Source organism: Novosphingobium sp. PASSN1 (assembly GCF_002278815.1).
The window spans coordinates 230406-252097 of the sequence record NZ_NKIS01000002.1 but is presented as its reverse complement, the minus strand read 5'-3'; the positions used below and the strand labels follow the sequence as shown (position 1 = coordinate 252097).

Annotated in this window: 16 protein-coding genes; 8 read left to right on the top strand and 8 right to left on the bottom strand. The window is 66.9% G+C overall.

The annotated features are described in order from the left end of the window. Nucleotides 1-108 precede the first annotated feature (108 nt). The 5 genes from CFE35_RS04115 to CFE35_RS04095 form a co-directional block, all read right to left on the bottom strand. Nucleotides 109-2247 (bottom strand): TolC family outer membrane protein, encoded by a 2139-nt coding sequence (locus CFE35_RS04115; RefSeq protein ID WP_292928232.1) that lies wholly within the window; start codon nt 2245-2247, stop codon nt 109-111. Nucleotides 2248-2374: 127 nt separating this feature from the next. Beyond that, a complete protein-coding gene (locus CFE35_RS04110) occupies nt 2375-2722 on the bottom strand; it encodes a PilZ domain-containing protein (protein WP_292928230.1) in 348 nt (115 codons plus the stop codon). Beyond that, nucleotides 2722-4398 carry a hypothetical protein gene (locus CFE35_RS04105; RefSeq protein WP_292928228.1) on the bottom strand — a complete coding sequence of 559 codons (1677 nt, stop codon included), beginning with the start codon at nt 4396-4398 and terminating at the stop codon, nt 2722-2724. The genes CFE35_RS04110 and CFE35_RS04105 overlap by 1 nt, the downstream gene beginning before the upstream one ends. Before the next feature lie 80 nt (nt 4399-4478). Beyond that, entirely contained in the window at nt 4479-5225 is a 747-nt protein-coding gene (locus tag CFE35_RS04100) for a hypothetical protein (RefSeq protein ID WP_292928226.1), read from the bottom strand. Between the two features lie 91 nt (nt 5226-5316). Further along, nucleotides 5317-7569: an ATP-binding cassette domain-containing protein gene (locus CFE35_RS04095; RefSeq protein WP_292928224.1), complete on the bottom strand. Its 2253-nt coding sequence runs from the start codon at nt 7567-7569 to the stop codon at nt 5317-5319. A gap of 156 nt (nt 7570-7725) precedes the next feature. Between CFE35_RS04095 and CFE35_RS04090 the strand changes: the two genes are divergently transcribed. From CFE35_RS04090 to CFE35_RS04075, 4 genes are all read left to right on the top strand, one after another. Further along, on the top strand, nt 7726-9132 hold the full coding sequence (locus tag CFE35_RS04090; RefSeq protein ID WP_292928222.1) for an HlyD family type I secretion periplasmic adaptor subunit: 1407 nt from the start codon (nt 7726-7728) through the stop codon (nt 9130-9132). A gap of 217 nt (nt 9133-9349) precedes the next feature. Next, nucleotides 9350-12010 (top strand): TonB-dependent receptor, encoded by a 2661-nt coding sequence (locus CFE35_RS04085; RefSeq protein ID WP_292928220.1) that lies wholly within the window; start codon nt 9350-9352, stop codon nt 12008-12010. Nucleotides 12011-12130: 120 nt separating this feature from the next. Then, on the top strand, nt 12131-13855 hold the full coding sequence (ggt, locus tag CFE35_RS04080; protein ID WP_292928218.1) for a gamma-glutamyltransferase: 1725 nt from the start codon (nt 12131-12133) through the stop codon (nt 13853-13855). A gap of 1 nt (nt 13856) precedes the next feature. After that, nucleotides 13857-14393 carry a GNAT family N-acetyltransferase gene (locus CFE35_RS04075; RefSeq protein ID WP_292928216.1) on the top strand — a complete coding sequence of 179 codons (537 nt, stop codon included), beginning with the start codon at nt 13857-13859 and terminating at the stop codon, nt 14391-14393. 2 nt (nt 14394-14395) lie between these two features. On the opposite strand, the gene CFE35_RS04070 is transcribed toward CFE35_RS04075, so the two are convergent. Continuing rightward, nucleotides 14396-14686, bottom strand: a complete 291-nt coding sequence (locus CFE35_RS04070; protein WP_292928214.1) for a GNAT family N-acetyltransferase — start codon at nt 14684-14686, stop codon at nt 14396-14398. Nucleotides 14687-14745: 59 nt separating this feature from the next. Here CFE35_RS04070 and CFE35_RS04065 point away from each other — a divergent pair, with 59 nt between their 5' ends. Continuing rightward, nucleotides 14746-15762 (top strand): beta-eliminating lyase-related protein, encoded by a 1017-nt coding sequence (locus CFE35_RS04065; protein WP_292928212.1) that lies wholly within the window; start codon nt 14746-14748, stop codon nt 15760-15762. After that, nucleotides 15759-16709 carry an EamA family transporter gene (locus CFE35_RS04060; protein WP_292928210.1) on the top strand — a complete coding sequence of 317 codons (951 nt, stop codon included), beginning with the start codon at nt 15759-15761 and terminating at the stop codon, nt 16707-16709. The genes CFE35_RS04065 and CFE35_RS04060 overlap by 4 nt, the downstream gene beginning before the upstream one ends. On the opposite strand, the gene CFE35_RS04055 is transcribed toward CFE35_RS04060, so the two are convergent. Next, complete coding sequence (locus CFE35_RS04055) at nt 16619-17467, bottom strand: SDR family NAD(P)-dependent oxidoreductase (protein ID WP_292928208.1); 849 nt, start codon at nt 17465-17467, stop codon at nt 16619-16621. The two genes, CFE35_RS04060 and CFE35_RS04055, sit on opposite strands and share 91 nt — an antisense overlap. 113 nt (nt 17468-17580) lie before the next feature. Between CFE35_RS04055 and pepN the strand changes: the two genes are divergently transcribed. Together pepN and pgeF are read left to right on the top strand one after the other, a co-directional pair. Next, nucleotides 17581-20214, top strand: a complete 2634-nt coding sequence (gene pepN, locus CFE35_RS04050) for an aminopeptidase N (protein ID WP_292928206.1) — start codon at nt 17581-17583, stop codon at nt 20212-20214. Continuing rightward, nucleotides 20211-20978, top strand: a complete 768-nt coding sequence (pgeF, locus tag CFE35_RS04045) for a peptidoglycan editing factor PgeF (RefSeq protein ID WP_292928204.1) — start codon at nt 20211-20213, stop codon at nt 20976-20978. The genes pepN and pgeF overlap by 4 nt, the downstream gene beginning before the upstream one ends. On the opposite strand, the gene CFE35_RS04040 is transcribed toward pgeF, so the two are convergent. Further along, the gene (locus tag CFE35_RS04040; RefSeq protein ID WP_292928202.1) at nt 20975-21583 is read right to left on the bottom strand and encodes an HAD family phosphatase; all 609 of its coding nucleotides are present in this window, start codon (nt 21581-21583) and stop codon (nt 20975-20977) included. The two genes, pgeF and CFE35_RS04040, sit on opposite strands and share 4 nt — an antisense overlap. Nucleotides 21584-21692: the final 109 nt, after the last annotated feature.

The window sequence follows — 21692 nt, the reverse complement described above, 5'->3', positions numbered from 1 at the left end:
TTCTACAGTCCGCGAGCTTAGGGCTTGGGCCGGAGCGGGCTCCGGGACTTCACGTATCCACCCGGTGCCGCGCGCCCTGATCGGGGAACGGCACGGGGCGGGGAAATTTCAGTCATCGCTGCCCGGCGCAGGCTGGGCGAGGGCGGGCAGCGGGGTGCCGCCGCTGACCAGATCGAACAGCCCGCCCAGCTTCTGCAGCACGCGGTATTCCGCGGCGCGCAGCGCGATCTGGTTGGCGGTCTGCTTGGCGCGGGCGGCAAACAGCAGTTGTTCGGCATCGAGCAGGTCGAACACCGTGCGCCGCCCGCCGCGGAACTGCTGCTTGTAAAGATCGGCCACGCGCTCGGCAGAGCCGATTTCGGCCTCGATCGTGGCGATCTTCTCGCGCGCGGCACCAAGGCTGGCGTAATCGATGCGGATGTCCTGCTCCACCTCGCGGCGGCGGCGGTCCAGCTCGTAATCGGCCTGGCGCAGCCGCGCGCCGATGCGGCGCTTGGTCGCAGTGGCGGCGCCGCCGTTGTAGAGCCGGTAGGAGAACGTCACCATCGCGCGCGCATCCACCGCCCGCCCGGTCATGCCGAGTACGTCTTGCCGGTAATCGCTGGCGATGGTCAGGCCGAGGCGCGGCAGCGCGGTATCGGCCTGGCTGTCGTATTGCTTGTCGAGCGAGCGGCGGTCTTCCACCGCCTGCGCAAGGCGCGGGCTGCGCGTGTCGATCAGGTCAACCGCGACATCGGCGCTTTCGGGGAGCGCGGTGCCGGCAGGCGGCACTTCGGCGGCGCGCAGTGGCATGTGATTGGTCAGCCGCTTGTAGGCATTGCGTGCCTGCTCCAGCGCGCTCTGCCGATCCAGCAACTGCGAACGCACGTTGTCGAGCCGGGTCTGTGCGCGCTCGACATCGGCGGGTGTGGTGAGGCCAAGGTCCTTTTGCACCGTCACGATGCGCAGGATCTTCTTTACCGAAGCGATCTCGCCTTCCGCCAGCGAGACGAGATTCTGCTGCAACAGCACGCCGAGATAGGCACTGGCGATATCGTAGGAAATCGCCTCGATCCGCTCGCGCGTACCCCATTGCGCCGAACGATAACTGGCGCGCGCGCGCTTGATATCGTTGATGGTGACGCCGAAGTCCCAAAGGTTCTGGTTGAGCGCGATGGTCGCTTCGCTGCGGAAACGCTGGGTGGGCGCTTGCGGGATGTTGCGCGCAAACTCGCGACCCCATGCACCGGTGACGTCGATGCGCGGCAGATAGTTCGCGCGCGCCTCGTCCACGCCGTAGCGCGCGTCATCCTGCTGGGCGAGCGAGATCTGGATTTCCGGATTGCCCTTGAGCGAGGCGATGATCGCATCTGTCAGCGATTCCGCCTGATCGGACACTGCAGGCAGCGGTGCCGGGGCCGGATCGGATGCGTCCAGCTCAGCCAGAGCAGCGGGATCGCCGGTGGCGACCGGGGGGCTAGCTGCCGGGGGGTCGATCATGGCCGCAATCGGACGCCGGGCTGGGAGCGGTCCCGGTCCATCGAGCCGGGACAGCACGGTGACCGGCTGCTGGCCGGGATCAAGCGCTGGCAGTTCGCCGTCTGCACCGATCTCGCCAAGGCTTGCTTCGTTCCGGCCCGGTTCTGCCGCGACAGGCGTTGGCCCCGGCAAGGCTGTCATCCGATGCGCAGCCAGCGTCGAGCCATCGGCCATCGGCCCTTGCGGCAAGACTGCTGCCGGTGAGGCTGGGGGCGATTGCTCCTCACCGGTCGGTGCAGCCAGAAGGTCGGGCAAGGGAGGAAGGGCGGCCAGCGCAGCCGCAATCGGCACAGGAGCCGCAACAGGAGCGGCAGCCGAGGGAAGCGCGGGGACGAATGCTGTGGCAAGTTCCGGGGCCATTGTTGCGGCGGATGGCGGGTCCGGCTCGCGCACCGAAATGAGTTCGGCCAGCGGCATGGACGGGACCACAGGCGCGGCGAACGGGGATGCAAAGATCGCGGGCACGAGCGGCGCAGACATGGCATAGCGGATTGGCCGAGGCGCTTCGGGCACCACCGGCGATCCCGCGCTGGGCGCAGTCGCAAAGTCCGGCCCGTCGAGACCATCGAGCACATAAGCAATGAAAGGGGCATCCGCCGCGCCGCCCGCAAGAGCAGGGGGGAGGGCGACAGGTTCGGCAGCGCGGGCCTGCGGCGCCGCAAGCGCGGCCCCGGCGGCAAGGCCGGTGGCGAGCGCTGTCAGCGGCAATCGGGCAAGAGAATGCGGCACCTGGGCTTCCTTTGAGTGACGTTTTGAGTCCCGCCCTGATGTGCGGCCATCGTGGTTAACCGCCGCGCAAACGGGGCCTACGGGGAAACCCTTGCGGGTCTTCGGCCGGCGTCTTTGGCCCGCGTCTTCAGGCTGCGGCGGCTTCGCTCGCGCCGTGGCCCAGCAGGTGCGCCAGTTCGGCATCGCTCAGCGGCTGGTCGAAGCGCACGCCAAAGCCGAGCGGGGTCGTCGCAACGATCTCTCCGGCAAGGGCAAGGCCCGCTGCCTGCACTTGCACCGCATCCCCCCGGCGGTTCATCAGGTAGGCAAGGCGCGGGCGGAACATCGCACCGCCGCGCGAAAGGTTGATCAAGCGGCCTTCATAGCTGACCATCTTCTCGGTCAGGATGATCTCGCCCTCGATGCGGCATTCGTGGCGCGCATCGGCGCGGGCGAAGATCTTCTTGCGATTGAAGGGGTTGGAAAGCAGGGCCATCACATCGCTCCGCGCTTGGTGGTGGGATCGGCGGCATCGCCGGCAGAAGCGGCGGGAGCCTGCTCCTCGAACCGCATGCCGAGCCGGCGGCGCAGGCGCTCCATTTCGGTGCGCGCATCGCCCAGCCCGATCGCGTTCTCGCCACATGCGTTTTTGGTCGCTGCGCCTTCCAGCGCGGCGGCAAAGGTCTCGAACGAAGCGCGGTGTTCGGCGCTGCGCATATCGAGCCGCGCTAGCGCGTCGCGGTGCTGCGCGGAGGCAACCGCCAGCCGTTCCATCCGCCGGTCGAGCCGCCCGGCCAGCTCGCGCATCGCGCGGCGATTGGCGGCAAGGCTGCCTGCAACGTCATGCCGCATCCGCCGTGCTTCGTTCAGCTGCCGCCGCGCCGCCCGCCGGGTCGAAAGCCCCAGCCATCCGGCCAGCCGCAGCGTCCATCGGCCCAGCTGCGAGACCGGCTCCCGTGCCACTGGTACAAGCGGCTCAGCCGCCACGCGCGGCGCGTGCTGCGCCTCGCCCATCAGCGTGACAAGGCTCTCCAACTGGCGGTGAATCTCGTCGCCATCCAGCGCGGCAGACCGCTCTGCCAGCACGCCCATGGCGGCCAGGGTTGCGCGGATATGCGCGCGATCGGCTGCGGCATCTTCGTGCAGCGCGCGCAGCTGCGCCAGCATGGCAGACTGGTTGTGCGCCAGTTCCGCCACGGCATCAGCCACCGGCCGCATGATCTGGCGCGGATCGGAAAGCCCGGCGACAACATCGATGAGGCTGCCGACCGCACCGGTCAGCCCGGCGATCTCGTCCTTGTTGGCTGCCGCGCCGTGCGCCATGCCGATGATCGCACCGCGCAGTTCGGCGAGTTCTGCTGCCCCCGCCTCGATCGCCCGGCGCACCGAACCGAAATCGCGCGAGGGGCTGGCGGCGGTTTCATTCTGTCCGGATTCGAGCTGGGCAAGGTTCGAAAGCCAGTGCTCGAACTCATTGCGCAAGGTCTTCATCGCGCTCGTCATGCAGCGTTCGAGCGCGCCGAGCACCATCGAGGTCATCAGGCCGAACAGCGATGAGGAGAAGCCCACCGACATGCCGTTGAGCGGGGCCTTCATGCCCTCGATCATCTTGCCGAAGCTGTCCGAACCGGCATTGCCCGAAACGTCCATCGCGCCGATCAGATCGGACACCGAATGCACGGTCTTCATCAGGCCCATGAACGCGCCGAGCAGGCCGAGGAACACCATCAGGCCCGAAAAATAGAGGATGGTCGACTTGCGGTCGTTGATGCGCTGGTCGACATCGTGGAGCAGCGTCTGGACGGTGTCCGCGCCGATCTCGAGGTTGTCCTGCTTGCCCAGTTCCTCGGCGATCAGGCGGTAGCCCTGGCCCAGCAGTTCGGGTTCGTGGAACACCACGGCGGGCCGCGCATAAGGATCGCGCGGGCGCTTGGCGCGCTCGCCATAATCGACCTGCAGCGCGTGCAGCGCGACCACTTCGTTGCGCAGCGAGAGCACGTTGCGAAAGGCAATGCCCGCCGCCACCCCGAAGATCGCGAAGATCGAGAGGTTGAGCGCCACTTTGGCCTTGATGCCCTCGATCACGAATTCGTGGGCATAGATGCCCAGCCCGATGAGGACGACCATGATCAAGGTCATCTTGTAGAGTTCGGAACGGAGTTTCTTTTCCATTGCACTGGATCCGGTTGCAGGCCCGGCTGCGCCTGACGCGCTCACCGGGCGGGACGCTGCCTTGCGCAGGAGCGCCGCGATCATGGCTTGATCACCACGCGGACCATGTGTCCGTCGGCCGATGCCGCATCGGTGACGCGGATCTGGGTGGTGACATCTGCCGGGGAAAGCCCGGCGCGCAGCAGGAGGTTGCGGGTCATCGCTGCGCGGTAGAACGCCGTGCGCTGCGCTTCGGAAACCGAGCGGGTTTGCGGGGCGAACGACCAGATTTCATACTTCGTGCCGGGGCGCGCCTTGCTTCTCACGAAGCCGATCACGCGGGCCGAATTGGTCTCGTCATACGTCGCGGCATTGGGCGCGAAGGCGATCTTGATCAGCGTGTCGGCGGTCTTGACCTCGACACCCTTGGCATCGTCGGCCTCTTCCACGGCCTTGACCTGGAGCTTTAGCGTATCGGGCGTCTCGCGCGTGCGGATCGAAAGGCGCTCGGCCCCGTCGGTCACGGTTGGCGAACGCAGCACGGCGCCCAGTTCGGCCACGGACGTTCCAGCCTCGGCATCGCGCGGCGAAAGCACGGCGGGGGTGCCCGGCGCGCAAGCTACGGGCTTGCCATCCTTGCCGATCTGTTGCTGGACGCCGGTTTTCTGCTGCACCTGCTGCTGCTGGACCAGCTGTTGCTTGAAATTGGCGATAACGCGCTGCGAGAGTTGCATCACCGCCGCGCTCATGATGACGAGCAGGAACGTCACCACCATGATCACGGTGGTGAGCACGTCCACGAAGGCCGGCCAGTGATTGACTTCGCCATCGGCGGATGCCCCTGCCACGTCTTGCTCCTGTCAGGCGGCGGACTGAAATGCGCGCCGTCATGCTTAATCGGCCATAAGCCATCGTATTTAAGGGGTGGCGCGGGCGCGCTCAGGCAGCTTCCCTAGGTCCCTGTTTACCTTTGGCCTGCCCGCCAGCCTGCGCAGTCTGGGCGGCCAGCTGGGCCAGCACTTCGGCCTTGGGCCGGTCTGCCACGATGCGGCCCTCTTCCAGCCAGATCACCCGGTCGACGATTTCGAGCAGTGCGAGGCGGTGCGTCGCCACGATCAGGGTCTTGCCCTGCGTGGCCTCGGCGAGACCCGCGATCACCGCCTGTTCGCTCGCGATGTCCAGCGAAGCGGTGGGTTCATCCAGCAGCAACACGGCAGGATCGCGCACCAGCGCCCGGGCCAGCAGCAGCGATTGGCGCTGCCCGCCCGAAAGCGCCGCGCCGCGCGCGCCCACTTGCCGCATGTAGCCTTCTGCCGTCCGCGCGACAAAGCTGTCGAGCCCCGAACAGCGGATCGCGCGTTCGACCACGGCGGTTTCCGGCTCGGGCATGCCGAGCAGGATGTTGTGCCACACCGTGCCTTCGAAGATCACCGCGTCCTGCGCGCTGTAGATCACGTTCTGGCGCAGGTGCGGGATGGCGAACCGGTCGAGCGCGTGGCCATCAAGCGTGATCAGCCCTTCCTGCGCGGGGACCAGCCCGGCCAGCAGCTGGAGCAGGGTCGATTTGCCCGATCCCGATTTGCCGATGAGCGCCACGCGTTCGCCTTCCGCCACGCTGAACGTCAGGCCGGAAAGGCTCGGCGCGCCGCTGCCGGCAAACGTGTGCGAAAGGCCTGCCACGCGCACAGCGCCCCGCACCGGGGCAAGGCTGACGGCGGGATCGGAGACATCGCGTTCGGGTTCGGACTGGAGCAGCCCGGCCAGCGCCTGAAACTGCGCCAGGCTCTGATAAGCGCGGGCGAACATGCTGACGGTGGCGGCCACGGGCACCATCGCGCGTCCGGTGAGCAGCACCACCGCGATCAGCGCGCCGGTGGTCATCAGGCCCGCCTTGATCTGCAAAACGCCGATCACGACCACCATCACCGTCACCAGCTGGACCAGCAGGCCCGATGCCGATGCGGGCATTTCGGACCAGTGGCGCACATGCTTATTGCCCATCGCAAGATGATCGGAAATCAGATCCCAGCGCCCTTCGAACAGGCCTTCGGCGTGGTTGGCCTTGATCGTGGTCCAGCCAGAAGTGAGTTCGGCGGTCAGATCGCTGCGCGCCTGAAGCAGTTTCGAAGCGCGGCGGCTGGCGAGTTTCAGCGCATAGTTGCTGATCATGCCGACGAAGATCAGGCCCACCGCGCCAAGGATCGGGCCGAGCACGGTGAAGCCGCCGATCGCCGCGATGAGTGCGAACAGCAGCACCACGAACGGCAGGTCCACGCAGAACGTAGCCACAGCCTGCGGCACCAGCAGCGAAAGTTGTTCCAGATCGCGCAAGCCCGTCAGCATCGCGCCAAAGCCCATGCCCGGTGTCGGCGCGCGGGCGCGCAGCACGGAGACGACCGCGCGGTGCTGCACCGCCTGCCCCACCCGCGTCGCCACGGCATCGACAAAGCGCGCCTTGATCTTCTTGAGCAGCAGTTCGAACACCAGCACGATGGTGACGCCGATGGACAAGGCCCACAGGCTCTCGATCGCGAGATTGGGCACGACCCGGTCGTAGATCGCGCGCATGTAGAGCGGGATGGTCAGCGCACACAGGTTGAGCAGCGCGCTGGCGATCAGCATCTGGCCCAGCGGGCCGCGTTCGCCGAGATAGGCGCCCAGCAACCAGGCCTTGGGATTGCGGCGGATCAGGTCGCGTTCGTGCGCATCGCTGGCGCCGTTCACCGGATCGACCGGACCGCTGTGGAGCGCCTCCCCATCCAGCAGCGGGCGCAGCGCGGCGAACGGAAGATCCTGCCAGCCAGACGCATCGCGAACCGAAATCTGTCCTCCCGTGCCGCCTGCGGCAAGGACCACCGCGCCGCCGGAGCCCAGCGTCACGATCAAGGGCAGGGCAGACGCTTCGGGCAGGCCCTGGTGCAAGGGCCGCCAATGCGCCTCAATGCCGATGCGGGCGAGGGCGAGCGGGGCGAGCTTCGCGGCGAGCCTGTCCTGCGCCATGGGCAGCGCGGCACTGAGCGCCGCCTTGGCAGACGCGATGCCGCGCAGCTCGGCCAGCGCTTCGAGCGCCGCCAGCATGGGCATGGCGGTGATGAAGGGCTGATCGGTGATCCTGGCTGCAGGCGCGGGTTTGCGGCGGCGCAAGAGCCGACCGATGATCGCCGCAGGCCGGTCCGATGATGTGTGTTGCATGGCGTTTTACCCCAGTTCGGGGCGGGAGTGCCAGTTTATGGAAAACGCCGGGTGAAGTGCGCCTTACGGGAATGCGCGTAAGGGCGGGGCAAGCCAAAACAAGGATAATGAACGGTAAAGACCGGCCAACGCACTCACATTGACCGGGGTTCAGCCATGCGCTTTGCGCGCCTTCGCCAATCGCTCATCGTCTCGCTCGGCGGGGGCAGCCTGTTCGATGACTTGCGCCCGGGAGAGGCGGATGCCGTGCTCGGCGGCAAGTTCGCGCTGCCCAGCCAGCCCATCGGCGCCGCGCTGCCGTGGAGCGCGCGGCTCGGCATTGCCGCGCCCTCGCGTCTGCTCAAGGCGCTGCTGATCACGTTCGGCCTCGTGGCGCTGTGGATGGCGCTGTTCACCGTGGACAAGGTCACGCGCGGCGCGGGCCGCGTGCTGCCTTCCACCCAGAACCAGCTTGTCCAGCATCTGGAAGGCGGCATCGTGAAGGAAATCCTCGTTTCGGAAGGGCAGCGGGTGCGCAAGGGGCAAGTGCTGATGCGGATCAGCAATGCCTCCACCGGCGCGGCCATCGAAAGCGCGCGCACCGATCTGGTCGCCAAGCGCATCATGCTGGCGCGGCTCGACGCTGAAATTTCAGGCGTGGGCAGCTTCGTGCCGCCTGCCGATCTGGCAGCGCAGGCCCCGGAAATCGCCGCAAGCGAGGCCGGGCTGTTCGCCTCGCGCCGCGCCCAGCGCAACAGCCAGGTGGGCGTGATCAACCAGCAGGCGCGGGCCAAGTCCGCCGAAGTCGGCTCGCTCCAAGCGCGGCTGGGCAACTTGCGCAGCGAAGAACGGCTGGCGATGGAGCAACTGGCCAAGCTCGAACGCGCCTATGCCGAAGATGCCGTTTCGGAACGCGATGTACTTGACAAGCGCGCCATGCTGCTTTCGCTGCGCACGCGGATTGCCGATGTCGCCAACCAGATTCCGCAGTCCTCCGCCGGGCTGGGCGAATCCGCCGCCCGGCGCGGCGAGATCTGGGCCAGCGACATGGAGCAGATCCGCGCGCAGGCCGCCGCGCTGCGGCTCGAACTCGCCAAGGCCGATGAACAGTTCGGGGCGGTAGAAGACCGCGTCGCGCGCGAGGAAATCCGCGCGCCGGTCGATGGCGTGATCAACCGGCTCAATGTGCGCACCGCGGGCGGCGTGATCCGCGGCGGCGAACCGGTGGCAGAGATCGTGCCGGCCGCCAGCCAGGTCATCATCGAGGCGCGCATCGCACCCAAGGACCGCAGCAACATCTGGCCGGGCCTGCCCGCACGCATCAAGATCTCGGCCTATGATTCCACGGTCTACGGCTCGCTCGAAGCCAAAGTCGTCGATGTTTCGCCCGATGCGATCCAGGACCCGCGCGGCGGGCTCTATTATCGCGTGCGCCTGGATGCCGGGCGCGCCAGTTTCGGTGCGGGGATGCCGGTGATCCCGGGCATGACCGGTGAAGTGGCGATCCGTTCGGGCCGCCAGACGATCCTGAACTACGTGCTGGGGCCGCTTATCCGCATCTCGCAGGAAGCGCTGCGCGAGTAAGCCTAGGCCGCGGAAAACCTAGTAAAAGTGTCTGTGGCGGAGGTGCACGCGGCAATAGCAAAAATGTCACACATGGCGCGGTTTCGCACTTGGAGATCAGGGTTTGCCCCCCAAACCTGTTTACTCTTGCAATCGAAAGAATATCCACAGCGCGCTTCAACCGAAGGCAGGCCGGGGGGACAGTTGTGTCCGGCTGCTCAATTCAGGGGTACCTATCGTGCGTAACCTTTCCAATCTCGCCCTGCGCGGCGCGCTCATGGCTTCGGCCGCGGCATTTGCCGGCGTGGCCGCTCCGCAGGCCGCTTTCGCGCAGCAGACCGCCGCTGCGACCGACGATGCCGCCGCTGCGCAGAGCATCGTGGTCATCGGCACCCGCCGTACCGACCGCACTGTCGCTGACTCGGCCTCGCCGATCGACGTGATCAGCGCGGCTGATCTCACCACGCAGCCGACCGCGAACCTGCTGGACTCGGTCCGCAACCTCGTGCCCTCGTTCTTCGTCGGCCAGAACTCGATCTCGGACGCCTCGACGTTCGTGCGTGCGCCGTCGCTGCGCGGCCTTCCGGGCGACCAGCTGCTCGTCATGCTCAACGGCAAGCGCTACAACCGTTCGGCGCTGGTGCAGGTCTACAACGGTGGTGACACCGGCCTGTCGTTCGGCTCGCAGGGTCCCGACATTTCGGCGATCCCCGCCATCGCGATCAAGGGCCTCGAAGTCCTGCGTGACGGCGCGACCGCGCAGTATGGTTCGGACGCCATCGCGGGCGTGCTGAACTACGGTCTGCGTGATAACGCCGGCTTCGAAATGGTCGGCCGCTACGGCCAGTTCTACGCTGGCGACGGCGAAAGCTACCAGATTGCCGCCAACGGTGGTCTGAAATCGGACCGCGGCTTCATCAACATCTCGGGCGAATATAACAAGGATGGCCGCACGAGCCGCGGCGTGACCCGCCCGATCGCCGCGCGCTTCGCCGCTGAAAACCCGACGCTGGCCGACAAGCTTCCGTTCTACCCGCTGCCCGCGCAGATCTGGGGTAACTCGCCGAGCGAAGGCTGGAAGGCCGTTGTCAACGCCGGCTATGACGTGACGGACAACAGCCAGATCTACGCTTTCGGCAACTTCGCGCACAGCAAGGCCGAGCAGAGCTTCAACTTCCGTTCGTCGTACCAGGGTTCGAGCAGCTTCGAGTATGACGATGGCAGCGGCACCAAGAAGACCGGCACGATCGGTGGCCGCAACTTCTTCCAGGTGCCTTACTACCAGACGCAGTGCCCGGCCGGTAACCCGACCTGCCCTGCTGGCGGTTATGTCAAGGACGGCAATGTCTTCAACCTGACCTCGCTCTATCCGGGCGGCTTCACCCCGCTGTTCATCGGCAAGACCGATCAGGCCATCGGCACGCTGGGCTACAAGGGCAAGACCGACGGTGGGTTCACTTACGATCTTTCGGCCTCGCTCAGCCGCAACCAGCTTGATCTGTCGATGGACAACTCGATCAGCCCGTCGTTCGGCAAGGCTTCGCAGACCAGCTTCGAATTCGGCAAGCTGATCCAGAAGGAATTCGATGCCAACCTCGACCTGACGTATGCGGTCGAAGCCGGCCTCGCCAGCCCGATCACGTTCTCGGGCGGCGCGGAATTCCGCCGCGAAAGCTACACCGCTACGGAAGGCGATTTCCAGTCCTACGGTGCAGGCCCCTACGCCATTCCGCACGATCTCTACGCAGAGACCGCGCCGGGTTCGGGCGTGTTCACCCAGCTTGAGGAGCAGACCGCATCGTATGATCCGGCTGCGAGCGGCTACGGCGGCACCGCGCCGACGTATGCCGGCACCAACAGCCAGAAGAGCTGGGGCGTCTATGTCGGTGCAGAAGCCGATATCACCAAGCAGCTCACGCTGGGCGCGGCCGGCCGTTATGAACACTACGATTCGTTCGGTGGCCGCTTCGTCTACAAGTTCAACGGCATCTACCACGTGACCGATGAACTGGCCCTGCGCGCTACCGTCGGTTCGGGCTTCCACGCCCCGACGCCGGGCCAGAACAACGCCCAGGTCCTCACCACCAACTTCCTCGCCGGTCAGTCGGTGCAGGTCGGCACCTTCCCGGTGACGAGCGCGGTGGCGCAGTACTTCGGTGCCAAGAACCTGAAGCCTGAAACCTCGACCAACTTCGGCTTCGGTTTCGTGTTCCAGCCGACCAGCGCGCTGACGCTGACGGTCGACGCCTACCAGATCAAGGTTTCGGATCGCATCTTCATCTCGAAGTCGTTCGTGGTGTCTGCCGCCGATATCGCCAATCTGTCCGAGCTCGCTTCGGTCGGCGTGGGCGGCAACGTCCAGTACTTCACCAACTCGCTCGACATCCGCACCCGCGGCGTCGACGTGGTCGGCAGCTACCGGACCGATCTTGCTGGCGGCAAGCTGAACCTGACGCTGGCCTACAACTACAACAAGAACAAGGTGACCAAGTTCGACCCGGCCTCGATCGGCCTGGCCCAGCGCGTGGATGCGCAGAACCTGGCACCGAAGCATCGCCTCAACCTCCAGGGCAACTGGACGAGCGGCAACTTCTCGATCGGCGCTGCCGGTCGCTACTTCGGCCAATGGCGCGCCGAGACCGACTACCCGGGCCAGCAGTTCGGGGCGAAGGTCACGGCCGACATGGACGTGAGCTACACGTTCATGGACAACTTCACGCTGACCGTGGGCGGCAACAACATCTTCAACACCAAGCCCGACCGGGTGAAGGCTTCGCCTTCGAACCCGATCTACACGCTGACCAACAGCACCGGCGACGGCCAGATCTATCCGCGTAACGGCGGTCCGTTCGGCTTCAACGGCGGCTTCTGGTACATCCGGGCCCGTGTGAAGTACTGAGTTCGGCACCACCGTCCAACCGGATGGGGCCTAGCAGGATCGGGCGGGGAAGTTTCGGCTTCTCCGCCCTTTTCTTTTGGCCTGCCGGGAGGCACAGGTGCGCACGAGAGGATAAGACCCATGGCCCTGCGCAAGACTGCAATTGCTGCCCTCGCGGCATTTTCCCTGATCTCCGGTACGTGCCTGCAAGCGGCCTCGCCGGTCCCTGTCGGCGCAGAACACGGCATGGTCGTGTCCGCGCACCGGCTGGCCAGCGATGCCGGGGTCGAAGTGCTCAAGGATGGCGGCAACGCGGTCGATGCGGCCATCGCGGTTGCCTATGCGCTGGCCGTCACGTTCCCGGAGGCCGGAAACATCGGCGGCGGCGGCTTCATGACCGTGCGCTTTGCCGATGGCCGCACCAGCTTCATCGATTTCCGCGAAACCGCGCCCGGTGCCGCCACGCCGACGATGTACCTCGACAAGGCGGGCAAGGTGATTCCACTGCTCTCCACGCGCGGCCACAAGGCGGTGGGTGTGCCGGGCACGGTCGCAGGCCTCGAACTCGCGCGTGAAAAGTTCGCGGTCCTGCCGCGCGCGCGGCTCACGGCTCCGGCGATCAGCATGGCGCGCGATGGCTTCGTGCTGGATCAGGGCGATGCCACGTTCCTGGCCGAAGGCGCGCAGGATTTCGCCAAGGACGCCCCCAGCGCCGCGATCTTCCTCGATGCCGGCAAGCCTTGGGAAAAGGGCCACAAGCTGGTGCAGGCCGATCTGGGCCGGATGCTCCAGCTGATCGCCGACAAGGGCGCCGACGTGTTCTACAAGGGCGAGATTGCCGACAGGATCGTCGCCGCCAGCAAGGCCAATGGCGGCATTCTCGCCAAGGCCGATTTCGCCGCCTACCGCGCCATCGAGCGCGCGCCGCTCGAATGCAATTACCGGGGCTACCACGTCATTTCCGCCCCGCCGCCCAGCTCCGGCGGCGTGGTGGTGTGCGAAACGCTGAACATTCTCTCCGCCTATCCGATGGGCGAGCTTGGCTGGCATTCGGCGCAGAACATCCACTACTTCACCGAAGCCCTGCGCCGGGCGTTCCATGATCGCAATGTCAGCCTCGGTGATCCGGGCTTTGTGAAAGCCGATGTCGCCAAGCTCATCTCGCCGGAATACGCGGCGCAGATGCGCAGCGGGATCAGCGCCGACAAGGCGACGCCTTCGGTCTCGCTCGGTGTGCCGGGGCAGAGCCTCGAAGGCGCGAGCACCACGCACTTTTCCATCGTCGATGCCGCAGGCAACGCCGTCTCGCTCACCTACACGCTCAACGACTGGTTCGGTGCGCGGGTGACGGCTGCGGGCACCGGCATCTTGCTGAACGACGAGATGGACGATTTCTCGTCCAAGCCTGGTGAGCCCAACATGTACGGCCTTGTCGAAGGCGCCAACAACGCCATCGCGCCGGGCAAGCGGCCGTTGTCCTCGATGACGCCGACCATTGTGACGAAGGACGGCAAGCTTGCCATGGTCGTCGGCACTCCCGGCGGCAGCCATATCCCCACCGGCGTGCTGCAGGTCATGCTCAACGTGATCGACCACGGGATGACCGTGACCGAGGCGACCGATGCCTCGCGCATCCACGCGCAGTGGCTGCCCGATGTGATCTTCACCGAACCCAACGCGCTGAGCGCCGAAACCCGCGCCGCGCTGGAGGCCAAGGGCCACAAGCTGGAGCCGATGGATTACTGGAACCAGGTCGCCGCGATCCTCGTTGGCGGCCCGGCACTGGGCAAACCGCCCGTAGGCCGCGACCAGCTTTACGGCGCGATTGATCCGCGCCTGCCGGTGGGCAGCGTAGCCGGGTACTGACATGGCGGCGTTGACGCATCGGCCCGCGACCGAGGCGGACCTGCCCGCCCTGCGCGCGCTGATGACCCGCGCCATCGAGGAGCTGCAGCGCGATTTTCTGACGCCCGAACAAGTGGCGGCCAGCCATCAGACCATGGGGCTGGATACCCAGCTGGTGAAGGACCGGACCTATTTCATGATCCTCGATGGCGGCGAGCTTGTCGGCTGCGGGGGGTGGAGCTGGCGCGCGACGCTGTTTGGCGGGGATGACAGCATCGTCGCGCGCGAACCGTTGCCGCTCGATCCGGCGAAGGATGCAGCCCGGATCCGCGCGATGTATGTCGATCCCGCCCACGCGCGGCGCGGTATCGGCAAGCGGATCATGGCGATCTGCGAGGACGCCGCGCGCACCGCAGGGTTTGCGCGAGTGGAGCTGATGGCAACGCTGGCGGGCCTGCCGCTCTACATGGCCTGCGGCTATGCCGAGATTGAAGCGGTCGAGGCCACTTCGCGCGAGGGCGTGGTTGTGCCGCTCGTCCGCATGGGCAAGGTGCTCTGAATTCAGGCCAGCAGGTCGGCCCACTCCGGATGGCGCTTGAATGCGGCGGCAACATAGCTGCACTCCGGCACGATCTTCCAGCCATGCGCCTGTGCATCGGCCACCAGCGCCGCAACCAGCTTGCCCGCAATGCCGCGCCCGCCGATTTCGGTGGGCACCAGCGTGTGCTCTGCTGTCAGCACATTGCCGCGGCGCACATACGTCAGCCGTCCGAACGCCGCATTGTCCGCCACGCGCGCCTGATATTCGCCTTCCGCGCCCTGATCCACATGGGTGATCACTGGTTCGTCCATGGCTCTCGTCCTTTTCGCGCACCTTCCAACCGGGCGACTTGCCAGCTAAGACCGCGCCCATGAAGTTCTTCTCCGACAACGCCGCCCCTGTCCACCCCAAGATCTGGGCGGCGATGCAGGGGGCCGATGCGGCCGATACCGCCTATGATGGCGATGCGCTGTCCGCCCGGCTCGATGCCGCGTTTTCGGATCTGTTCGGCGCGCCGTGCGCCGCGCTTTGGGTGGCGACGGGCACGGCGGGCAATTGCCTTGCGCTTTCGGCCATGGTCCCTCCACATGGCGGCGTCGTCTGCCACACCGAAGCGCATATCGAGATGGACGAAGGCGGCGCGCCGGGCTTCTTCCTCCACGGGGCCAAGCTGCTTCTCGCGGGCGGCGAAGGTGCAAAGCTGACGCCGGAGACGACCTGCGCAGTGCTCGATGCAATCCGCCCCGGTGTCCATCAGGTCCAGCCGCACGCGATCTCGATCACCCAGGCCACGGAATGCGGCCGGGTCTACATCCCCGCAGAAGTCGCTGCCATCGGCGCGCTGGCAAAGGCGCGCGGGCTTGGCCTGCACATGGACGGCGCGCGTTTCGCCAATGCCGTGGCGCACCTCGGCTGCCACCCGGCTGATGTCACGGTCTGCGCCGGGGTCGATGCGCTCACGTTCGGCTGCGTCAAGAACGGCGGGATGAGCGCGGAGGCCATCGTGTTCTTCGCGCCCGATCTCGCCGATGTGGTCCGCTTCCGCCGCAAGCGCGCCGGGCACCTGCAATCGAAGGGCCGCTATCTCGCCGCGCAAGTCCTCGCGATGATCGAGGGCGGCCTCTGGCTAGAGAATGCGCGCGCCGCCAACGCTGCCGCGCAGGAAATCGCCGCTGCTTGCGTGGACCGGCTGATCCACCCGGTCGAAGCGAACGAAGTGTTCATCGTCCTCTCCCCCGCCGAACAGGCGGCGCTGCGCGCGCAGGGCTTCGATTTCTATGATTGGAACGCGCCGCCCGGCGCGCCCGGTGCCGCGCGCCTCGTCACCGCGTGGAGTAGCCCTGCCCACGAAGTCGCCGCGCTCGCCCGCGCGCTGGCTGCGTTATGAGCGTGGATCATCAGACGGGGGGGCAGGCTGGCGAGGCCCGGTTCCTCGAGGCGCGCATCCTTGTGCCGTTCCTGCTCACGGCGCTGATCTGGGGCTCGACGTGGATCGCGATCAAGTACCAGCTGGGCGATGTGCCGCCGAGCTGGTCGGTCACCTGGCGCTTTGCCGGTGCGGCGGTCGGGATGTTCGCGTTCGCTGCGTTCAAGCGCCTGCCGCTGCTGCTCGACAAGCGCGGGCTGATGGTCGCGGTGGTCATGGCCTGCAGCGTGTTTAGCCTCAACTTCCAGTTCGTCTACCGCTCCGAACAGTATGTCACTTCGGGCCTCGTCGCGGTGCTCTTCGCGTTGCTGCTGGTGCCCAACACGGTGCTTTCGCGCGTGTTCCTCGGCCAGCGCATCACGCGCGGTTTCCTTGTCGGCACGGCCATCGCGCTCGCCGGGATCGGCTTGCTGATGCTCCACGAATACCGCCTCGCGCTGGCGCAGAACGCCGCGATGGGCGCGCAAGTGCTGATCGGCGGGCTGATGGTGATGGTGGCGCTGCTGTTCGCCTCGGTCGGCAATGTGGTGCAGGCCAGCCCCGCCGCGCGCAGCCAGCCGGTGCCGACGCTGCTGGCATGGGCCATGCTGATCGGCGCGCTGGTCGATGCCGTGATCGCATGGGCGCTCTCCGGCCCGCCGCGCTTCGATTGGACGTGGTCCTATGCGGGCGGCGTGGCCTATCTCGCCATCATCGGCTCGGTCGTCACTTTCCCGATGTACAATGGCCTGCTGCGCGCTTTGGGTCCGGGCCGCGCGGCTTATAACGGCGTGCTGGTGCCGGTTGTCGCGATGCTGATCTCGACCGCGTTCGAAGGCTATCGCTGGTCCTTGCTGGCGGGCGCGGGGGCCACGCTGGCGATGATCGGGCTGGTCGTGGCGTTGAGGGCGCGCAACCCTTCGCGGTAGGTGGGATAGCGCAGCTGCCAGCCCAGCACGCGCTTCGCCTTGCCGTTCGCCACGCGCCGGTTTTCCGCATAGAACGCCAGCGCCATCGGGGATAGCGCGGCCTCCTCCAGCGTCTGCAGCGGCGGCGGGGCAACGCCGAGCAGCCGCGCGGCTTCCTCGATCACGGCGTTCTGGCTCGATGGTTCGTCGTCGCCCAGGTTGTAGACGCCGCCCGGCCCATCCATCCCGGCGATCACGCCGCCCGCGATGTCCTCCACATGGACCCGGCTGAACACCTGATTTTCCAGCGCAATGCGCTTCGCCGCGCCGTCACGCACGCGGTCGAGCGCGCTGCGGCCCGGGCCATAGATGCCGGGCAGGCGGAACACGCGGACTCTTGCGCCGAGCCATTCCTGCCACGCCAGATCCGCCGCCGTGCGGGCAGAGCGCCGCCCGGTGCCGACTTCGGCTGTCTCATCCACCCACGCTCCGCCGGTATCGCCATAGACGCCGGTGGAGGAAAGGTAGCCGATCCAGCGTGCTGGCGCGGCGGCCAGTGCTTCCCCATAATGATCGAGTACCGGATCGCCGCCCTCTCGCGCTGGCGGGACGGATGACAGCACATGGCTCGCCTCGGCCAGCGCCGCCAGCACCGCCGCACGGTCGTCGAACCGCACCGTGCCTTCGCGCCCCGTACTGCTGACGTCCCAGCCTGATGCGCGCAGCCGCGCCGCGATGACCTGCGAGGTATAGCCCATACCGAAGATGAACAGTTTCATGGCCTCGGTTCCTGACTGTCCGACCGTCCCGCCGTCAAGGGTTCATGCCGCGAAGTTTGCCCCGCCGCCGTTTTTGCGCTTCCCCATGCGCTCCGGCTCCCTACATTGGGGCCATGAACGATCTGTCGAACGCCCCCGCCCTGCCTGCCACCGTGATCCAGCGCGCCGATTATCGCCCGCCCGAATGGCTGATCCCTGAAATCGCGCTCGATTTCGCGCTCTCGCTCAACGCCACGCGCGTGAAGGCCGATCTGGTGGTGGAGCGGGCTGGTGCCGCATCCGGCCCGCTGCGGCTCGACGGCGATGGCCTCACCGCGCAGGCCGTGCTGGTGGATGGCACCGCGCACAACGATTGGCGCATGGACGGCCCGGCCCTCGTGATCGACCTGCCGGGGACACGCCACACGGTGACGATCGAGACCGAGATCGATCCTGCCGCCAACACCCAGCTTTCGGGCCTCTATGCCTCGAACGGCATGCTCTGCACCCAGTGCGAGGCCGAGGGCTTCCGCCGCATCACCTTCTTCCCAGACCGGCCCGACGTGCTGAGCCGCTACACGGTGCGCATGGCGGGCGACAAGGCGGCGTTTCCGGTGCTGCTCTCCAACGGGAACCCCACGGCCAGCGGCGACAACGGCGATGGCACGCCCGAAGGCTGGCACTGGGCCGAATGGCACGATCCCTGGCCCAAGCCTTCGTACCTCTTCGCGCTCGTCGCAGGCGATCTGGTGGCCGCGCGCGACAGCTTCACCACCCGCTCTGGCCGCAAGGTCGACCTCGCCATCTACGTCCGCGCCGGGGACGAGACGCGCACCGGGCACGCTATGAAGGCGCTGATCGATTCGATGCGCTGGGACGAGGAGGTCTATGGCCGCGAGTACGACCTCGACTTGTTCAACATCGTCGCCGTGGCCGATTTCAACGCGGGCGCGATGGAGAACAAGGGCCTCAACGTCTTCAACACGCGCTACATTCTCGCCGATCCCGAAACCGCGACGGACGGCGATTACGATGCCATCGAAGGCGTGGTGGCGCACGAATATTTCCACAACTGGTCGGGCAACCGCGTGACGTGCCGCGACTGGTTCCAGCTGAGCCTCAAGGAAGGCTTCACCGTGCTGCGCGACCAGCAGTTCAGCGCCGACATGGGCTCCGCGCCGGTCAAGCGGATCGAGGATGTGCGCGTGCTGCGGGCGGCGCAGTTCCCGGAGGATTCCGGCCCGCTGGCGCATCCGATCCGGCCCGACGCCTATCAGGAAATCAGCAACTTCTACACTGCGACGGTCTACAACAAGGGGGCCGAAGTCATCCGCATGATGACCGTGCTGGCCGGACCGGAGCGGTTCCGCGCGGGCACCGATCTCTATTTCGACCGCCACGACGGCGAGGCGGCGACGTGCGAGGATTTCGTCCGCGCCATCGAGGATGGGGCGGGGCTGGACCTCACGCAGTTCCGCCGCTGGTACGAACAGGCCGGGACGCCGCGCGTGACCGCCAAGCTGACGCATGAAGGCGAAACCGCGACGATCACCCTCAGCCAGACGGTCCCCGCCACCCCCGGCCAGCCGGACAAGCAGCCGATGGTGATCCCGCTGCGCACCGCGCTGTTTGACCGCGCCACCGGCAAGCACGGCGGCGAGGAGCTGCTGGTGCTGACCGAGGCAGAGCAGACCTTCACCTTCACCGGATTTGCGCAGCCCCCCGTGCTCTCGATCAACCGGGGCTTCTCCGCCCCCGTTGCCATCGACATGGCCTTGCCCACCGCCGATCTCGTGTTTCTGGCGGCGCATGATGATGATCCCTTCGCGCGCTATGAAGCGATGCAGCAGCTCATGGTCGGCCACCTTGTTGCTGCCGTATCGGGCGATCTGACCGAGGCCGCGCGCGCCGAAGGCCTTGCCGCGATCCGCGATGTCTATGCGGCGGTTCTGGCCGATACCGCGCTGGATGACCTCATGCGCGGTGAACTGCTGATCCTGCCCGGCGAAGGCTATATCGCCGAGCAGCTTGCCGAGGCCGATCCTTCGCGCATCCATGCCGAGCGGGAGGCGCTGAAGTGCTGGCTGGGCGGCGAACTCGCCGCGCAGTGGCACGCGCTGCATGATCGTTGCAGCGCTGTGCCCTACAGCCTCGAAGCCCCCGCACGCGGCGCGCGCAAGCTGAAGACGCAGGCGCTGGTCTATCTGGCGGCCAGCGATCCGGTGGAAGCCGCCCGCCGCGCCAAGGCGCAGTATGATGCGGCGGACAACATGACCGACCGGCAGGGCGCGCTGATGGTGCTGGCCGGGATCGGGGCCGCCGAATGCAATGCAGCGCGGCAGGCGGCGCTGGCCGATTTCCACGCGCGCTTTGCGGGCAATGCGCTGGTGATCGACAAGTGGTTCTCGATCCAGGCGGGCGCGCTGCATCCCGATACGCTTGCGCATGTCACCGCGCTGGCGGAGCATCCGGACTTCACGCTGACCAACCCCAACCGCGTGCGCGCGCTTTACATGGCGTTTGCCGCCAATCCCTCGGCGTTCCATGCGGCGAGCGGCGCAGGCTACCGGATGATCGCGGACCTGATCCTCAAGCTCGATCCGATCAACGGCAACGTCGCCGCACGCTTCGTGCCGCCGCTGGGCCGCTGGCGGCGGATCGAACCGGCGCGCGCCGCCTTGATGCGCGCCGAACTGGAACGCATCAGCGCTGCCCCGGACCTTTCGCGCGATGTGCGCGAACAGGTGAGCAAGAGCCTGGAAGGATGAGCGAGCAGCAGCCGGAAGTCCTCACGCATCCGGCGCTGGCGGGCGCGGCGCACGGCTTTCTGGGGCGGCGCGGCGGGGTGAGCCTTGGGCTCCATGCCGGGCTCAACGTGAGCTACAGCGAGGACGATCCCGCGCACACTGCCGAGAACCGCCGCCGTGCGGGCGCAGCGGTGCTGCCGGGCGCGCGGCTGCTCACCTGCTATCAGATCCATTCGCCCGATGTGGTCACGGTCAGCGCGCCGTGGGACGATGCGGACCGTCCTGAGGGCGATGCCCTCGTCACCAACCAGCCCGGGCTGCTGCTGGGCGTGCTCACCGCCGATTGCGCGCCGGTGCTGTTTCACGATCCCGAAGCGCGCGTGATCGGCGCGGCGCACGCTGGCTGGAAAGGCGCGATTGGCGGGGTGACGGACCGCACGGTGGAAGCGATGGAAGCCCTCGGCGCGGACCGCGCACGCATCGCCGCCGTGGTCGGCCCGTGCATCGCGCAGAAGAGCTATGAAGTGGACGCCGCTTTCGAAGCGCGGTTCACCGCCGAAGACCCGGATAACGCGCGCTTCTTCCGCGCCGGGCGGGCGGGGCATTCATGGTTCGATCTGGAAGGCTATGTCGCGGCCCGGCTGGCGGGCTTTGGCGTCGGCACGGTCGGGATGCTGGGCGAGGACACCTATTCGCAGCCCGAGCGGTTCTATTCCTTCCGCCGCTCCACCCATGCGGGGGAAGCGGGCTACGGACGGCTGATTTCGCTGATCGGGCTCGCCTAGATCAGCCCCAGTGCGCCGAGGTCTGCCGCCAAGGCTTCCGCGCCCCGCGTGAAGTGATGCACCTGCCAGCCCAGCGCGCGGGCGCTGGCGATGTTCGCCGCGTTGTCGTCGATGAACAGCATCCGCTCCGGCGCGTGGCCGAAGCGCTGCGCGGCGAGGCGGAAGATTGCCGGATCGGGCTTGGCGAGGCGTTCGATCCCGCTCACCACGATCTCGATCATCGGGTCCAGCACCGGGAAAGCCGGGCGAAACATCGCAAAGGTATCCGCGCCGAAATTGGTGATCGCGAACTGCGGCACGCCCTTTGCGGCGAGCGCTTCGACCAATGCGGGGGTGCCGGGGATGAGGCCGGGGATCGTCTCAAGCCAGCGCGGGCCATAAGCCTCGATCAGTGCGCGGTGATCGGGGTATTCGGCGACTTTCTCGGCGATCAGGTCGGCCAGCGGCTCTCCGGCATCGTGCCGGAAGTGCCACGGCAGGGTGACGACGTGTTCGAGGAACCAGTCCAGCTCTGCCGGGTCGTCGATCAGCTTTTCGTAGAGCCCGCGGATCGACCATTGCACCAGCACATGGCCGATATCCCAGACGACTGCATCGACGCCCATGATCAATACGTCCTAACCACAAACAAAGGCGGCACAAACAAAGGCGGCACAAACAAAAGCGCCCCCGCAATCGCGGAGGCCTTCTGCCGGTTCAACACCGTTCGATTGC

Bases quoted from the DNA above. Each gene is read 5' to 3' on its own strand.
- CFE35_RS04055 (WP_292928208.1), bottom strand. From the start codon at position 17,467: ATGAAACTGTTCATCTTCGGTATGGGCTATACCTCGCAGGTCATCGCG.
- pepN (WP_292928206.1), top strand. From the start codon at position 17,581: ATGAACGATCTGTCGAACGCCCCCGCCCTGCCTGCCACCGTGATCCAG.
- CFE35_RS04095 (WP_292928224.1), bottom strand. From the start codon at position 7,569: ATGCAACACACATCATCGGACCGGCCTGCGGCGATCATCGGTCGGCTC.
- CFE35_RS04110 (WP_292928230.1), bottom strand. From the start codon at position 2,722: ATGGCCCTGCTTTCCAACCCCTTCAATCGCAAGAAGATCTTCGCCCGC.
- pgeF (WP_292928204.1), top strand. From the start codon at position 20,211: ATGAGCGAGCAGCAGCCGGAAGTCCTCACGCATCCGGCGCTGGCGGGC.
- CFE35_RS04090 (WP_292928222.1), top strand. From the start codon at position 7,726: ATGCGCTTTGCGCGCCTTCGCCAATCGCTCATCGTCTCGCTCGGCGGG.
- CFE35_RS04070 (WP_292928214.1), bottom strand. From the start codon at position 14,686: ATGGACGAACCAGTGATCACCCATGTGGATCAGGGCGCGGAAGGCGAA.
- CFE35_RS04105 (WP_292928228.1), bottom strand. From the start codon at position 4,398: ATGGAAAAGAAACTCCGTTCCGAACTCTACAAGATGACCTTGATCATG.
- CFE35_RS04075 (WP_292928216.1), top strand. From the start codon at position 13,857: ATGGCGGCGTTGACGCATCGGCCCGCGACCGAGGCGGACCTGCCCGCC.
- CFE35_RS04040 (WP_292928202.1), bottom strand. From the start codon at position 21,583: ATGGGCGTCGATGCAGTCGTCTGGGATATCGGCCATGTGCTGGTGCAA.
- CFE35_RS04060 (WP_292928210.1), top strand. From the start codon at position 15,759: ATGAGCGTGGATCATCAGACGGGGGGGCAGGCTGGCGAGGCCCGGTTC.
- ggt (WP_292928218.1), top strand. From the start codon at position 12,131: ATGGCCCTGCGCAAGACTGCAATTGCTGCCCTCGCGGCATTTTCCCTG.
- CFE35_RS04065 (WP_292928212.1), top strand. From the start codon at position 14,746: ATGAAGTTCTTCTCCGACAACGCCGCCCCTGTCCACCCCAAGATCTGG.